A 15283-nucleotide genomic window follows, 5' to 3' on the forward strand; every position below is an offset into this window, starting at 1 on the left:
GCAGACGGGCAAATCTCGAGTCTTCGCCATGTTCAGAATGCCCATCGCAAACCAATCGGGACATCACTAGATTAACGCCATGAAAAAGATCGGATTTCTCTCGTTCGGGCACTGGACGCCCTCGCCGCAGTCGCAGACCCGCTCGGCCGGGGATACGCTGCTGCAATCCATCGAGCTCGCCGTCGCCGCCGAGGAGCTGGGCGCGGACGGGGCCTATTTTCGCGTCCATCATTTCGCACGCCAGCTTGCTTCGCCGTTTCCGCTGCTGGCGGCAGTGGGCGCGAGGACCAGCCGTATCGAAATCGGCACGGCCGTCATCGACATGCGCTACGAGAATCCGCTCTACATGGCGGAGGAGGCAGGTAGCGCCGACCTGATCGCCGGCGGACGGCTACAGCTCGGCATCAGCCGCGGCTCGCCCGAGCAGGTGATCGATGGCTGGCGCTACTTTGGTTATCAGCCGGCCGAAGGCGCCGATGACGCCGACATGGGCCGGCGTCATGCCGAGGTTTTCCTCGACCTCCTCCGCGGCGAGGGTTTTGCAAAACCCAATCCGCATCCGATGTTTCCAAACCCGCCCGGCCTGCTCCGCCTCGAGCCACATTCCGACGGCCTGCGCGAGCGCATTTGGTGGGGCGCCGGCTCGAACGCCACCGCCGTCTGGGCGGCCAGGCTCGGCATGAACCTGCAAAGCTCGACGCTGAAGAACGACGAGACGGGCGAAGCCTTCCACGTGCAGCAGGCCGCGCAGATTCGCGCCTACCGGGCCGCCTGGAAGGAGGCCGGCCACGCCCGCGAGCCGTGCGTCTCGGTCAGCCGCAGCATCTTCGCGCTGATGGATGATCGCGATCGCGCCTATTTCGGGCGTGGCGGCGAATCCGAGGACCAGATCGGATTCATCGACCCGCAGACGCGCGCGATCTTCGGCCGCAGCTATGCCGCCGAGCCGGATGTCCTGATCGAGCAGCTCCGCAACGACGAGGCCATAACGGAGGCCGATACGCTGCTGCTGACGATTCCCAACCAGCTGGGCGTCGCCTACTGCGCCCACGCGATCGAAGCGATCCTGAAGCATGTCGCGCCGGCGCTGGGGTGGCGCTGAGGCGTCACTATCTCTACGAAACCAAACCCATCGAGCTTATGGCGAGGAGTATCGACATGGACGTGCAACGGCTTGCGGCATTCACGCGTGACGATCAGGGCGGCAATCCCGCCGGCGTGGTGATCTGCGATGTGCTGCCGGAAGCCGACGACATGCAGAGGCTGGCCGCAGAGGTCGGCTATTCAGAGACGGTTTTTGCGGCACCGACTGCCAAGGGCTATCGCGTCCGCTATTTCGCCCCCGAGGCGGAAGTACCGTTTTGCGGCCACGCGACGATCGCACTGGGCGCGGCTCTGGCTCAGAGGGGTGAAAGCGGGCCGATCACGCTTGAACTGAACGGCGGAACGGCGATCGTCGAGGGTTTTCGCACCGCGCGCGGTCTCAGCGCGGCTCTTCAATCGGCGCCTACCCGGAATCAGCCCGCGCCGCCGGAGCTACTCGATCGGTCGCTCGACCTCTTTGCGCTGTCGCAGGCCGACCTCGACGACCGCTTCCCTCCGGCGATCATCGAAGCTGGCGCACGTCACCTGCTGCTCGCGATCCGCGACCGTCAGCGCCTGGCCGCGATGAAATACGACTTGCCGGCCGGCGCCAAACTGATGCGCGACTGGCGTTTGACGACGATCAGCCTGATCCAGGCGGAGAGTCCCTCGCGCTACCATGCGCGCAATCCGTTCGCGGCCGGCGGCGTTTACGAGGATCCGGCCACGGGAGCTGCCGCTGCAGCCCTTGTCGCCTATCTCCGCGATCTCGGCATTGCCGGCGCAGACAGCATCGAAGTGGTGCAAGGCGATGACATGGGTGTCCCCTGCCTTCTGCACGCGGATGCGCCGACCGAAGCCGGGGGTAGCGCCCGTGTTCACGGGACCGTCCGCGTCCTGGCCGGGTGAGGATGTGGCGGCATCACGATGCCGCCGAGAGGGTCAGCCAGGACAATTCGATCGGGATGGCGGACCGATCAGGCTGCTGCTTCGACCGGTGCCCGCGCGCCGGTCATGAAGGCAACGGCATCCGACATCGTATAGGATTTGGGATCGATCACGGTGAGCCGCCGGCCGAGCCGATGGATGTGAATACGATCCGCGATCTCGAACACGTGCGGCATGTTGTGGCTGATCAAGACGACCGCCAGACCTCGCCGCCGCACGTCGAGGATCAATTCGAGCACACGACGGGATTCCTTGACCCCGAGCGCCGCAGTCGGTTCGTCCAGGATCACCACGCGCGAACCGAAGGCCGCGGCCCTCGCCACCGCCACGCCCTGGCGTTGGCCTCCCGACAGTGTCTCGACGCGCTGATTGATGCTCTGCACGGTCATGAGCCCGAGCTCCGTGAGCTTTTCGCGGGCGATGCGCTGCATGGCCTTGCGATCGAGCATGCGGCAGACCGTGCCGAGCGGCCCCGTCCGGCGCAATTCGCGCCCAAGGAACATGTTGTCGGCGATCGATAGACTCGGGGACAGCGCAAGCGTCTGATACACGGTCTCGATGCCTGCAGCCTGCGCATCGAGAGGCGAGCGGAACGCGACGGGCTTGCCATCGAGCCTGATCTCGCCCGCGTTGGGAGTGAGTGCTCCGGAGAGCGCGCGGATCAGCGAGGACTTTCCCGCGCCATTGTCTCCAATGACGGCGAGGATTTCGCCGGGGTAGAGATCGAAATCGGCGTCATCGAGCGCCGTCACGCGACCATAGCGCTTGACGAGGCCGCGCGCCTGCAGAAGCGGCTGAAGAGTGTTGGATGTGTTGGATGTGTTGGATGCGATGCTCATGCCGACACCTTGCGGATCCATTGATCGAGGGCCACAGCAACAATGATCAGCCAGCCGACGGCGAATTCCTGCCAGAGCACGTCTACATCGGACAGTGCCAACCCGTTGCGGAATACGCCGACGATCAAGGCGCCGATCAGCGTGCCGATGATCGAGCCCCGGCCGCCGAACAGGCTGGCGCCGCCGACCACCACCGCCGTGATACTGTCGAGATTGGCGGTCTGGCCGGCCTGCGGGCTGATCGAGCCGATGCGCCCGATCAGCGCCCAGGCGCCGAGCGCGCAGATCATGCCGGCGATCACATAGACGGCGAAGAGGATGCGGCCGGTCCGGATACCGGCAAGCCGCGCAGCATCGGGATCGTCGCCCACCGCATAGAGGTGGCGTCCGAAGGCTGTGCGGTTCAGCACGAACCAGATGAAGGCCACGAGCCCCAGCATGAAAAAGGAGCCGTAGGTGAAGCGGGCGCCGAAGACATCCACCGGCGTTCCAAGTGCCTGCAGCAGCGGAGCGGTCTTCGCCACTTCCTGCGAGCGGATGGTCTCGGAGGCCGAGTACCAGAGATTGAGGGCGAAGAAGATCGACCAGGTCCCGAGCGTGACGATAAAGGGCGGCAGCTTGAGGCGCGTCACCAGCACGCCGTTCATGGCCCCGCAACCCGCACCCACGGCAAGACCGATGAGGAGCGCCAGCGGCGCCGCGAGCCCTGTTGCGATCGCAAGCTTGCCCATGATCACGGAGCACAGCACCATGACGGCCCCGACCGACAGATCGATGCCGGCCGTGATGACGATCAGCGTCTGGGCAACCCCGATCACGCCGATGATCGTAACCTGCTGAATGATCAGCGACAGGTTGAACAGCGACAGAAAGCGCGGGCCGACGGTGAATCCGAACGCCGCGACGCTGAGCAGGAGCACGATCGCCGGCACGGCCGTGGGATTGGCGTGGAGAAGGTGCTGCAGCTTCTGCAGGGGTGACTTCGCGCGGACCTCGAATTCGGCCACGCGGTTTTCGCTCTTGTCGAGCACGAGCTCGAAGGCCTGACCACCAGGGTGGGCATTTCCGATATCGGTCATCGCCGGTTTCCTCTTGCGTACCGAGCCAGGTTCGGAGCAAACGTTTGCGTTATTCTCAGACGCCCGTCCTCCGGGCGCCTGCCTTGTCAGGGGAACGCTTTGGGGATCAGCCCCAGCACTTCTTCAATGCGGCCGCGCTGTCGATCGACGGCAGATCGGCGGCCGGCTTGTCGGTGACGAGTTCGACGCCGGTGTTGAGGAAGTCCATGCCGGGCGACGCCTTGGGTTTGCCGCCGCCCGTGGCGTAGACCTTCACCGCCTCGACGCCCTTCGCAGCCATCAGCAGCGGAAACTGCATGGAGGTGGCGCCGATCACGCCGTCCTTCACATTACGCACGCCGGGGCAGCCGCCGTCCACGGACACGATCAGCACGTCCTTGTCGTGGCCGACCGAACGCAGCGCCTCGTAGGCACCCGCCGCCGCCGGCTCGTTGATGGTGTAGACGAGCGAGATGCCCGGATCCTTCTGCAGCAGATTCTCCATCGCCTTGCGACCGCCTTCCTCGCTGCCGAGCGTCACATCATGTCCGACGATGCGCGCGTCCTTCTCGTCACCAATCTTGGCGGGATTGCCGAGATCGATACCGAAGCCCTTGAGGAAACCCTGATCGCGGGCGACATCGACCGAGATCTGGTTCACGTTGAGGTCCAGCAGCGCGATCTTCGCGGACGCCGCCTTGGGCCCCAGCATCTTGGCAGCCCACTGCCCGATCATCTGACCGGCCAGGAAATTGTCGGTGGCAAAGGTCGCGTCCGCCGCAGTCGCGGGATCGAGCGGCGTATCGAGAGCAATGACCACAATGCCAGCAGCGCGCGCCTTCTCGACGGCCGGCACGATGGCGCGGGAGTCGTTCGGCGTGATCAGGATGCCCTTGGCGCCGGCCGCGATCAGGTTCTCGATCGCTGCGACCTGACTCTCGTTGTCGCCGTCGACTTTGCCGGCGAAGGAGCGCAGCTCAACGTCATTCGACTTGGCCGCCTCCTCGGCGCCCGCCTTCATCTTCACGAAGAACGGGTTGGTATTGGTCTTGGTGATGAGGCCGACGATCGGCTTGTCGGCAGCGGAGGCGCCGGTGGCGCCCAGAGCGAGCACGAGCGCAGCGAATAGTCCGAATGGTTGACGCATTTATTCCCTCCCGTGGAACATTTGTTGGCCGCGGTTGGACCGCGTTCTGATGATCCTAGAAGGACGAGAACGGTTCTGTCAATAAATAAATCATCCCGATTTATTAATTGACTCCGGCCACCGGATTCGTACATTGTCACGAGCAACCGCCCAGGATGGGCCATAAGACCACGGCGACGGCAAATGACCACGGAGTTTGGGGAGCCGAGGATGGACGAAACAGCACCGCTTGCGGGGAATCTTCCGGCCGCCTTGTCGGGTGGGAGCCGCGGCACGACCCAGTCGGGCGTGAGGCTCTATAACGAGCGCCTGATCCTGTCCCTCATTCGGCGCCATCGCAGTCTCGCCAAGGTCGAGATCGCGCGCCTGACCGGTCTTTCCACCCAGACGACAACCGTAATCATCAACCGGCTGGAGGCTGATGGCCTGCTGCTCGCGGGCGAACCGCAGCGCGGCCGCATCGGCCAACCTTCCGTTCCTTATTCGCTCAACCCGGACGGTGCCTTCGGACTCGGGCTGGTGATTGGGCGGCGCAGTTCCGATCTGGTGCTGATGGATTTCATTGGCAGCATCCGCGCGAGGCGCCGGACGATTTATTCCTTCCCCCTGCCCGAAGACATCATGGCGTTTGTAGAACGCGAGATGCCGGATCTGCTCGCAGCATTGCCTGAAGCCCAGCAAGGCAGAATCAGCGGCATTGGCGTCGCAATGCCCTTCGAGTTGTGGAACTGGGAAGCGGATCTGCAAACGCCGCCGGGCCTGCTGGGAAAGTGGCGTGACTTCAACGTTGCCGCCGAGCTCTCGCGCCACTTCGGCTCATGGCCGGTGCGCGTCTGCAACGACGCAACATCGGCATGTGCGGCCGAACTCAACTTCGGTGCCGGCGCAGCTTATCGCGACTTCGCATATTTCTACGTCGGCGCATTCGTCGGGGGCGGCATCGCCCTCAACGGCAGTCTCTTCCCGGGCCGCAGCGGCAACGCCGGCGCGCTCGGCTCCATGCCGATCATGCGGCGCGAGGAAAACGGCGCGACAAGCCTTCAACAGCTGATCCGCACCGCCTCCATCTACCGGCTGGAGCGACGACTGATCGCCGCTGGTCGACACGGTACCGATATCTGGCTCTCGCCCGACGACTGGTCGAGCTTCGACGAGCCGCTCGAAGCCTGGATTGCGGAGGCCGCCGAGGCCCTGGCGCAGGCGATCGCCGCATCGCTGGCAGTCATCGACTTCGAGGCCATCATCATCGACGGGGCCTTTCCGGTCGATGTGCGCCGGCGCCTCGTTTCGCGCACAAACGAATATTGGGCCCGCATGGACCGCCAGGGCCTCACCGACGCCGTAGTGGTGGAGGGCTCGATCGGGCGGGATGCGCGCGCGATTGGCGGCGCGGCGTTACCGTTGCTCGCGGCATTCGCTCGCGATTACGACGTGCTCTTCAAGGAGTGAGCATGGTCAACGGAATGGCTCCGCTCCCCCAGCGTATGATCGCCCCTGACGGAGATGCCCTTCGCGGCTTGCGCCGAACGGCCTTGATGATTGTTTCGATCAACACGGTCGCGGCATCATGATTCTCGTGTGCGGCGAAGCGCTCATCGATCTGTTTATGAAGGCGCCCGACGAAGCGGAAATGTCGGCCCGCGCTGTTGCCGGAGGCTCTCCTTTCAATGTCGCGATCGGCCTCGCCCGGCTTGGCGTTGAAACGGCCTTTCTCGGTGGCATCTCGCGCGATCAGTTCGGCGCGTTCCTCGCGGACGGGCTCGCACGCGAAGGAGTGGACGATCGCTTTCTCGTGCGCACCGATCGGCTGTCCACGATTTCGGTCGTGGCGACAACCGATGACGGTCAGCCGAACTACGCGTTCCATGGCGAGGGCGCGGCGGATCGTTCGCTTCGGCTTGCCGATCTTCCCGCAACGCTGCCGGACGATATTCAGGCGTTGACCTTCGGCTCCTATTCCATGGCGGTTGAACCGGTGGGCTCCACATTTGCCGCGCTTGCCCAACGCGAGCACCGGCGTCGCGTCATCAGCGTCGATCCGAATCTACGTCCGACCGTCGTCGGCGATCTGGAAAGCTGGGCCGCCGCTGCGGAACGCTTCTACCGGACGGCCACGATGATCAAGGCAAGTGACGAGGACATCCGCATTGCATGGGGTGGTCGTGTCTCGATCGCCGATGCCGCCGCCTACTGGCTCAACTGCGGGGCGGGCCTGGTGGTGGTGACCGAGGGCGCGAAGGGAGCAACCGCCTTTTCCGCAAGAGGTAGCGTTTCGGTGCCGGGGTGCCCGGTCGTCGTGCGCGACACTGTGGGCGCTGGCGATACTTTCCACGCGGCGCTGCTCGCGCAGCTCGCAAAGACCGGAAGGCTACATCCCGAGGCGATCGCGACGCTCGAGCCGTCGACGATTTGCGACCTGCTCGCTTATGCGACGACGGCCGCCGCCATCACCGTCTCCCGCAGTGGCGCCGATCTGCCGACTGCGGCCGACGTCACAGCAAGTCTGAGTCCACGTCTGAGAGGCTGACGAATGCAAGATGGCAGCATCGGATCGGTTCGAATTGAGGCAGGGGCGCGCATGAAAAGCCGCGCGATCCCGGTGGCTCCCTTTGTCCTGACCGTCTTCGGAGCGACGGGCGATCTTGCGCGCCGCAAGCTCTTGCCGGCGCTGTTTCGCCGCGATTTTGCGGGCCAGCTGCCCGATGCGGCGACCATTTTCGGCGTTGCCCGCGGCCCAATGCCCCGGGATGCATTCCTCGCAATGGTGCGCTCTGCGATCCTGGAACATGTGCCGGAATCGAAAACGACCGGACCCGAACTCGATCGCTTCCTGGCGCGCCTCGACTACGTGGCCGCCGACGCAGAAGGCGAGAACGGGTGGACCGATCTTGCGGCCGCTTTGTCGAAGTACGCCGAACGCATCCAGGTCCATTATCTGGCGACCGCACCGCATCTTTTCGGACCAATCTGCGAGAGACTGGGTCGTTACGGTCTTGCAAAAGGCGACTCTCGGATCGTGATCGAGAAGCCGATCGGCAAGGATGTCGAGTCCGCAGTCCGGCTCAATCAAACCGTCGGCAAGATTTTCCCGGAGGAGCGCGTCTACCGGATCGACCACTATCTCGGCAAGGAGACGGTACAGAATCTTATGGCGCTGCGCTTTGCCAACGCGCTGTTCGAGCCGCTGTGGAATGCCGCCCACATCGACCATGTGCAGATCACGGTCGCCGAATCCATTGGCGTGGAGGAACGCGGCGCTTACTACGACGAGTCGGGCGCCCTGCGCGATATGGTGCAGAACCATCTGCTGCAGCTGTTGTGTCTCGTCGCGATGGAACCGCCATATTCGCTCGAAGCCGCCGCCGTTCGCGATGAGAAGCTCAAGGTCCTCAAGTCGCTTGAGCGTATCGACGAGACAAACGCAGCGGTCCTGACGGTGCCGGGTCAATACCGAGCCGGCGCATGCAACGGCATAGCGGTTCCAGGCTACACCGACGAGATCGCCAATCGCCAGAGTACGACCGAGACTTTCGTGGCGCTCAAGGTGGCGGTTGCGAATTGGCGCTGGACCGGCGTTCCCTTCTACCTGCGCACCGGAAAGCGGCTGCAACAACGCAGCTCCGAGATTGTCGTAACTTTCCGGAAGGTCCCTCACTCGATCTTCAATTCGGAGTCGGGAAAAGCTTTGCAGACCCGACTCGTGATCCGCCTGCAGCCGGACGAGGGAATCAAGCTGTGGCTCATGATCAAGGAGCCCGGGCCGGGGGGCATGCGGTTGCAATATACCCCCCTCGACATGAGCTTTGCGGAAGCATTCGACGTCTCGGTGCCGGACGCCTACGAACGGTTGTTGATGGACGTGGTCCGCGGGAACGCCACATTGTTCATGCGCCGGGACGAGGTCGAAGCAGCATGGTGCTGGATCGATCCGATCCGTCAGGCGTGGAGCCAGATGAATGAGCTCCCCCGCCCCTATGTCGCCGGCAGCTGGGGCCCCTCCGCCGCCGTCGCCTTGATCGAACGCGATGGCCGAACATGGGCGGAGGACGGCCCATGATCCCTGATCCGTTCAGAGATCGAACTCTTTCGTTCCCTTTGCCGTCAGCGCCTGCCGGACATCGGCAGCGGGTCCCGTTCGCTCGAGCGGCGTAGCCGCGCCGATGGCGCAGAGCCAGGCATTGCAGACGGACAATTCGCAAACAGGAGGCTTGTATGAAGATCGATGCAAGGGTCAATGCACGGGTCGCCGAGGTGACGGATCGCATTGCTCGCCGCAGCCACGACAGCCGCGCACGTTATCTCGACCGCATCGCGGCAGCGGCCACCACACCGGTACGGCGGCGATTGGGATGCGCCAATCAGGCCCACGCCTTTGCGGCTTGCGGGGCGCACGACAAGAAGCTGATGCAGGATGGCCGCGTTCCCAGTCTCGGAATTGTCACGGCTTACAACGACATGCTGTCGGCTCATCAGCCCTACGAGCGTTTCCCTGATTTGATCCGCCAGAGCGCGCGCGCAGCAGGTGGCGTTGCCCAGGTCGCCGGCGGCGTTCCGGCGATGTGCGACGGCATCACGCAAGGCGAATCGGGGATGGAGCTCTCGCTGTTTTCGCGGGACGTCATCGCCTTGTCCACTGCAGTCGCGCTGTCGCATCAAACCTTCGATGCCGCGGTGTTTCTCGGCATTTGCGACAAGATCGTGCCGGGTCTTGTCATCGGCGCGCTCTCGTTCGGGCATTTGCCCGCGGTATTCATTCCATCCGGTCCGATGACCTCGGGCCTGGGCAACGACGCCAAGTCAAAAATCCGGCAGGCCTACGCGGAAGGAAAGCTCGGTCGCGAAGCTCTCCTGGAGGCCGAAGCGCAGGCCTATCACGGCGCCGGGACCTGCACCTTCTACGGTACGGCGAATACCAACCAGATGCTGATGGAAATCATGGGCCTGCAGTTGCCGGGCGCATCCTTCGTGAACCCGAACACGCCCTTGCGCGATGCGCTGACTCGCGCGGCCACCAAACGGGCATTGAACATCACCTCGCTCGGCAATCAATATACCCCGATCGGCCGCATGCTCGACGAGCGCGCTTTCGTCAACGGCATCGTCGGACTGCACGCGACCGGCGGCTCGACCAACCTGACGCTGCATCTGGTTGCCATGGCTGCCGCAGCTGGACTCATGCTCACCTGGGACGATTTCGCCGACCTCGCGCAGGTGATCCCGCTGATCGCGCGCATCTATCCCAACGGCTCGGCAGATGTGAATCATTTTCATGCTGCCGGTGGGATGAGCATGTTGATACGGGAATTGCTGGCGGCGGGGCTTCTGCACCGTGACGTCCTGACCGTCTGCGGCGATGGACTCGACGCCTACCTGCAGGAGCCGGCGCTCGATGCCGACGGAGCGTTAACGTGGCACGACGGACCGATCGCAAGTGGCGATCCTGCCGTGCTTCGAGGAATTGCCGATCCGTTCCACGCAACAGGCGGCCTTAGGGTTCTCAACGGCAATCTCGGACGCGCCGTCATCAAGACATCTGCAGTCGCGACCGAGCGCCATATCATCGAAGCTCCTGCACGCGTCTTCCATTCCCAGGACGATCTGCAAAAGGCGTTCGCTGCGGGTGAGTTCGCAGGCGATTTGGTTGCGGTGGTGCGATTCCAGGGCCCCAAGGCCAACGGCATGCCGGAGCTGCACAAGCTGATGCCGCCGCTTGGCTCACTTCAAGATCGTGGCCTGAAGGTCGCGCTTGTCACGGATGGGCGGCTCTCAGGCGCCTCCGGCAAGGTTCCTGCAGCCATTCACGTCACTCCTGAAGCCGCCGACGGCGGTGCGATTGCTCGGATTCGCGACGGCGACGTCATTCGACTCGACGCCGCCGCCGGCCGGCTTGAGGTGCTTGTCGAGCCGAGCGAATGGGCCACGCGAGCCCACGCGCAAGCCGATCTCTCCGCAGCGCATGTGGGGGTCGGTCGTGAGCTCTTCGGCTTCTTCCGCGAGCGGGTCAGTTGCGCCGATACCGGCGCAAGCGTTTTTGCCGGTTGAAGGCGGCAAAAGCCATGACCATCAACGATCGATTGATTTCATGGCGGACCGTGAACGACGATGACGGGCAATTCTCCTACGCTATTGCCCTATCCTGATCTCCGTCCTGCCAAAGCGATGATCCTCATCGGACGAACACCTGGGCGAAATACGACACTCCGAGGAAGAAGAGCGCGCCGACGGTGATCAATGCGGTAGCCAAATTTCTGTAGAATTTCGTTTGGGGCTTTGCGCTTGGTTTCGTGCCGATGACCCCGTAAGCCAGAATGGCGAGACCCGCAGCACCGAGCAGAAGGCAAATCGAACCCGCAATTGCCCATACTCCGCGGAAATGGACAGATCCCCAACGTTTGACCGGATCCCGCCAATGGTAAGGCATGATCAGGTCATCGGCGATGACGTCGCGAGGCTAACCTCCCGCCGCGCACTCCATATGAGGTCCGTCGTTGCGGGCCGCCAGCATCAAGAATGCCAAAATCTGAAGCGGCATGGAATATTTTCATTTTGGCATTTTGCCCCCCCGGGACTTTTCAACCGTCTAATCATTCTCTCCGATATACCTCAGCAGAAATCCGGCGGGCGTTTTTGTGAAGGTGTAAATCATCTCTCCGCACAAGATGTGGTAGTTGTCGTTGTTCTCCTGGTCGCGATCATAGTTAGCCGCGCCGCGCTGGATGCATGCGCGGACCTTCGTGGAGAAATAGGCTCTGTAAATCTTTGTCTGGAATTGCGCGGCATTGGTGACGGCAGCGTCTCCGTCGAACGGTAGTTTCGCCATGCCCGCGACCGCTACTGCATCGTTAGCCTTCAGCGCCGCTCGGAACCTGGCAATGAACTCGGTGAACTCTGCCTGCACGGCGGGCGGAGCTTTTTTCGAAGTCTGCGCAAAGGCCGGTGCGCCTTGCGAAAGGACGATTGCAAGTACGATTGCAAGTACGATTGTCGAGAAAGCCTTCATTGCCTGCTATTCCGCCTCCGCTCCAAAATCTATTTCGGTGTCATCGCGCTTTCGAGCGCCTGATTTTCGACGTACCAGTTTCTGCCCCGAGCCCTGACCACGCTCGCGCCGCCGCCGGCGTCGTCTTCGACGAGGGTGCGCAACACCCCGCCGACCATCGCGCTGCTCGCGAGCAGCCGCGCCCGATCGGACACAAGCTGATGGGAAGCAGACTCAGCCGAGCCGAATTGACGTGAAAGCAAAGGCCACCCCCGCAGGACGCTTCAAAAGATCACCAGAGATCGCGCCGGGCGAACGCTGGCTGCCAGATTCACCGTCGTCCTGCGCGCCACAAAGCAACCCTTGGTGCTACGGCCGAAGCAGCCGCTGCGCGCAAAATGACCCAAGGAAGGACGCGCGTCTTGGACTCCTCGATACACGATATCTGCCTGGGCGGTACTCGCGGCACTTGGGCGGCCGCTGTGGCGCCTGGGCAACAATCGGGCAGGGTCCGCCCGACATGCGACGACGCCACAACGCTGGCGTCCGGCATCAAGGCCATGCGCCGGTGCGCAGCCAGCGTTCCGCAATTTGCCGCCGACCACATCGCCGACCTCGTCGCGAACGCCGCTGCTCTGGAGCAGGTCCAGTCCGACCGACGAATCCCGACCCTCGGCCCGCTTCTGCGCACCCTGCACCTGCAACTTCGGTGGCCTTTGCGGCTGGCGGAGAGGGAGTCAGTCAACCCCCATTGAAAGACAAAGCATTTTCGACCTTCCTCGACCGAAACCCACCATTTGGGCTGCGGCGGCCGCAAAATGCGATTTCGCCCTGGCCACAACCTGTTCCTCCAACGGCCCATCATCGACGAAAACGCCATCAAGCGACTCACACGTTCGAGTCGTGTCGGGCCGCCATTTCCCCACCATTCAGAATAGAGCTGCGAACCCGATTTGCAGCGCAAACGCCGGTCCTGGGCGATCGCGTCGTCGAGCCGTACCAAATCGGTTCCAGGAAATCGGCGAAGTTCGAGACCGTTGTCGAAATGTCTGTGCCATGGGCAAGATGGCGGAGATGACCCATGCTTCGGCCGTGCTCGGTCTCGGGAGATGTCCATGAGCAGCAGCTATGCATTTGAGAGCTTGAACAAGCTGCAGATTGGTCACATCCGTCATTTCGACAATCTTTCCCTTCAGCTGCCCAATCAGTGGAAACTGATGAAAGGCAAGGGGTACGGGCAGGAGGATTTCGGCGGCTTTCGCTTTCAGCTCGCCTATATGGCCTACGCCCTGGCGCTGACCCATAGGCATCGTCTGCCCGCGGCGCCCGGTGTGTTCAAGCCGGTCTTCGAGCGGCTGATCGAAAAGATGCTCTTACCGGAAGTCTGGATGTACTGGCGCGACGTGAGCCGTGGTGGAAGCATCTTCAACGCTCACCTCTCGGCGAACTATCGCGAGGAATGGAATCCGGTCGGTCGAGATAACATCATGTACAGCGCCTACGTTCAATCGATGGCGCTGCTATATTGCTATCTCTTTAACGATGCTCGCTACGCGCGCCCCGCTGCGCTCACTTTTCGCTTCTGGTCTTATTTTTGGGGGAGGCAAGGAAAAATGCTTCGAGTATGACCAGAATTCCCTCAACGATCACATCTACTGGCAGATGGTGGAATCTGGCTATCTCGGTGTCGCCTGCGAGCCGAACTGCGTATTTCAGATATGCAATCAGCCCGCGATTCTTGGCTTCCGGATGCATGATCTTATCAACGGCGGATCGATTGCCGAGGAGGTGACGCGAGGCTATGAGCAGGCCTGGAGGGATTTTGGCCGCATCGGTGACAACGGCCATTATCACATCATGCTGGCCCAGGACACCAAGGCGGTGCGCCAGAATGTTGGTAAGTCGCCGTGGGTCGACGCGTGGACCGGTGCATTGCTCAACATGTGGAATCGCGAATTTGTCCACGAACATTATCCGAGGCAGATTCGCGACTTTCTGAAACCCGGCGTCGATGGCGCGCTTTCAATCAATGTGCCGGTACGACCAGAAGTCATGGGTCAGCGTATCGTCACCGATGATTGCGATTTCGGTTGGATTGCTGCGTGGGCCTCGGAAATGGGAGATGCCGAAACGCTGCGGGGGCTACTGGCGCACGCCGATCGTTATATGGCTCCGGCCTGGCTTGATGGCGGATTGTACTATCCGCGCAACGACATGGTCGAAAATGCCGAAGGCGTCCGGACGTTGGTCGAACCGATGTCTGGAAACGTGCTCTTGGGCTACGCTCGGCTCAATATTCCCGATGGGCTCTGGCACTTGTACAACGAGCCTTGGAAATCGGCTCACTTTGAAGAGCCGGCCATCGTTGCTGTCGGATCAGATGTCGATGTCAGCCGTGCGATATTTGATTCAGAGAACAACCGGTTGAACTTCGCGGTCGAGCGGCGGGGTGACGTTTCGGGCGATGGTGTCGTGCGGATCGCAAGGGCTTTGGCCCGCGGTCCATGGTCGCTGGCTTGTGACGGAGAGGTATTCGCACGGGGCTCGGCAACCAACGTGCAGATCGCGGGATCTGTTCAAGTGAAAATCGACGGTGAAGACGTGGTGCTCCATTGCCCCGAGCGTTTTGCACATTCATGCGTGATGGCGTTTGAACCTGGCGAGCAGGATTTCAAGTGAGCGGCACTGGGAGCTTGTCGCCGGCGTCGATCGGTGGGCCGTTTCGTCTGATGGATCACCATGGCCAGGATGTCTCGGACGAGACCTATCGTGGTTTCCACGTGCTGATTTTCTTCGGTTTCACCCACTGCCGGGTGGTGTGCCCGCGTGCGCTCACGAAGCTGACGGCAGCGCTGGATTCACTCGGTCCACTCGCCGACCGGATACGACCGATTTACATTACCGTCGATCCGGAACGTGACACAGCAGCCGTGATGCGCTCGTTTCTGCGATCATATCCGCGATTTACCGGGCTGACGGGGTCGCGGGAGCAGATCGATCACGTCAAGGGAGCGTTTCGAGTCTTCGCGCAAAGAAGGGATGACCAAGCTAGCAAGGGTGACTACGCGATCCCGCACACCGCGATAATCTATCTCATCGATCCCCAGGGCAGATTTGCAGCTCACTTTAGCGACGCTCTCTCCGCAGAGGAAATAGCAGGCCGTTTGAGGTCGCTGCTCGAATCCGACAGGGCGCCTTGCGAACGCGCGCCGACGAGATAGACCCGACG

The 15283-nt window shown here is 62.4% G+C and carries 12 protein-coding genes and 1 pseudogene; 8 read left to right on the top strand and 5 right to left on the bottom strand.

The window, feature by feature from the left end; genetic code table 11:
• Window positions 1-79 precede the first annotated feature (79 nt).
• The gene (locus tag NLN62_RS16440; RefSeq protein ID WP_254109420.1) at window positions 80-1102 is read left to right on the top strand and encodes an LLM class flavin-dependent oxidoreductase; all 1023 of its coding nucleotides are present in this window, start codon (window positions 80-82) and stop codon (window positions 1100-1102) included.
• Window positions 1103-1158: 56 nt separating this feature from the next.
• On the top strand, window positions 1159-1992 hold the full coding sequence (locus NLN62_RS16445; protein WP_254109422.1) for a PhzF family phenazine biosynthesis protein: 834 nt from the start codon (window positions 1159-1161) through the stop codon (window positions 1990-1992).
• A 68-nt stretch (window positions 1993-2060) separates the two neighbouring features.
• Here the strand turns inward: NLN62_RS16445 and NLN62_RS16450 are convergent, their stop codons facing one another.
• From NLN62_RS16450 to NLN62_RS16460, 3 genes are all read right to left on the bottom strand, one after another.
• Complete coding sequence (locus NLN62_RS16450; protein WP_254109424.1) at window positions 2061-2870, bottom strand: ATP-binding cassette domain-containing protein; 810 nt, start codon at window positions 2868-2870, stop codon at window positions 2061-2063.
• The gene (locus tag NLN62_RS16455; protein ID WP_051389776.1) at window positions 2867-3949 is read right to left on the bottom strand and encodes an ABC transporter permease; all 1083 of its coding nucleotides are present in this window, start codon (window positions 3947-3949) and stop codon (window positions 2867-2869) included. The genes NLN62_RS16450 and NLN62_RS16455 overlap by 4 nt, the downstream gene beginning before the upstream one ends.
• Before the next feature lie 106 nt (window positions 3950-4055).
• Entirely contained in the window at window positions 4056-5075 is a 1020-nt protein-coding gene (locus tag NLN62_RS16460) for a substrate-binding domain-containing protein (protein WP_254109427.1), read from the bottom strand.
• Between the two features lie 210 nt (window positions 5076-5285).
• On the opposite strand from NLN62_RS16460, the gene NLN62_RS16465 reads away from it, so the two are divergent.
• The 4 genes from NLN62_RS16465 (at window position 5286) to edd (ending at window position 11117) form a co-directional block, all read left to right on the top strand.
• A complete protein-coding gene (locus tag NLN62_RS16465; RefSeq protein WP_254109429.1) occupies window positions 5286-6524 on the top strand; it encodes an ROK family transcriptional regulator in 1239 nt (412 codons plus the stop codon).
• 118 nt (window positions 6525-6642) lie between these two features.
• A complete protein-coding gene (locus NLN62_RS16470) occupies window positions 6643-7602 on the top strand; it encodes a carbohydrate kinase (RefSeq protein ID WP_256575921.1) in 960 nt (319 codons plus the stop codon).
• Between the two features lie 51 nt (window positions 7603-7653).
• A complete protein-coding gene (gene zwf / locus NLN62_RS16475; protein ID WP_254109433.1) occupies window positions 7654-9132 on the top strand; it encodes a glucose-6-phosphate dehydrogenase in 1479 nt (492 codons plus the stop codon).
• A gap of 155 nt (window positions 9133-9287) precedes the next feature.
• Window positions 9288-11117 carry a phosphogluconate dehydratase gene (edd, locus tag NLN62_RS16480; RefSeq protein ID WP_254109435.1) on the top strand — a complete coding sequence of 610 codons (1830 nt, stop codon included), beginning with the start codon at window positions 9288-9290 and terminating at the stop codon, window positions 11115-11117.
• A 538-nt stretch (window positions 11118-11655) separates the two neighbouring features.
• Here edd and NLN62_RS16485 read toward each other — a convergent pair.
• Window positions 11656-12075 carry a hypothetical protein gene (locus tag NLN62_RS16485; protein ID WP_254109436.1) on the bottom strand — a complete coding sequence of 140 codons (420 nt, stop codon included), beginning with the start codon at window positions 12073-12075 and terminating at the stop codon, window positions 11656-11658.
• Window positions 12076-12104: 29 nt separating this feature from the next.
• Window positions 12105-12233: a hypothetical protein gene (locus tag NLN62_RS52980; protein WP_256375278.1), complete on the bottom strand. Its 129-nt coding sequence runs from the start codon at window positions 12231-12233 to the stop codon at window positions 12105-12107.
• A gap of 1098 nt (window positions 12234-13331) precedes the next feature.
• Here NLN62_RS52980 and NLN62_RS16495 point away from each other — a divergent pair.
• Both NLN62_RS16495 and NLN62_RS16500 read left to right on the top strand, forming a co-directional pair.
• Window positions 13332-14733, top strand: a pseudogene (locus NLN62_RS16495) (hypothetical protein).
• A gap of 14 nt (window positions 14734-14747) precedes the next feature.
• Window positions 14748-15275, top strand: coding sequence for an SCO family protein (locus NLN62_RS16500; protein ID WP_254109441.1), 528 nt, complete (start codon window positions 14748-14750; stop codon window positions 15273-15275).
• Window positions 15276-15283 lie beyond the last annotated feature (8 nt).

It is taken from the genome of Bradyrhizobium sp. CCGUVB23 (assembly GCF_024199885.1).
Classification (GTDB): domain Bacteria; phylum Pseudomonadota; class Alphaproteobacteria; order Rhizobiales; family Xanthobacteraceae; genus Bradyrhizobium.

Coding starts and splice junctions, on each gene's coding strand:
- edd (WP_254109435.1), top strand. CDS start 9,288: ATGAAGATCGATGCAAGGGTCAATGCACGGGTCGCCGAGGTGACGGAT.
- NLN62_RS16440 (WP_254109420.1), top strand. CDS start 80: ATGAAAAAGATCGGATTTCTCTCGTTCGGGCACTGGACGCCCTCGCCG.
- NLN62_RS16455 (WP_051389776.1), bottom strand. CDS start 3,949: ATGACCGATATCGGAAATGCCCACCCTGGTGGTCAGGCCTTCGAGCTC.
- NLN62_RS16465 (WP_254109429.1), top strand. CDS start 5,286: ATGGACGAAACAGCACCGCTTGCGGGGAATCTTCCGGCCGCCTTGTCG.
- NLN62_RS16450 (WP_254109424.1), bottom strand. CDS start 2,870: ATGAGCATCGCATCCAACACATCCAACACATCCAACACTCTTCAGCCG.
- NLN62_RS16460 (WP_254109427.1), bottom strand. CDS start 5,075: ATGCGTCAACCATTCGGACTATTCGCTGCGCTCGTGCTCGCTCTGGGC.
- NLN62_RS16485 (WP_254109436.1), bottom strand. CDS start 12,075: ATGAAGGCTTTCTCGACAATCGTACTTGCAATCGTACTTGCAATCGTC.
- NLN62_RS52980 (WP_256375278.1), bottom strand. CDS start 12,233: ATGGTCGGCGGGGTGTTGCGCACCCTCGTCGAAGACGACGCCGGCGGC.
- NLN62_RS16445 (WP_254109422.1), top strand. CDS start 1,159: ATGGACGTGCAACGGCTTGCGGCATTCACGCGTGACGATCAGGGCGGC.
- NLN62_RS16470 (WP_256575921.1), top strand. CDS start 6,643: ATGATTCTCGTGTGCGGCGAAGCGCTCATCGATCTGTTTATGAAGGCG.
- zwf (WP_254109433.1), top strand. CDS start 7,654: ATGAAAAGCCGCGCGATCCCGGTGGCTCCCTTTGTCCTGACCGTCTTC.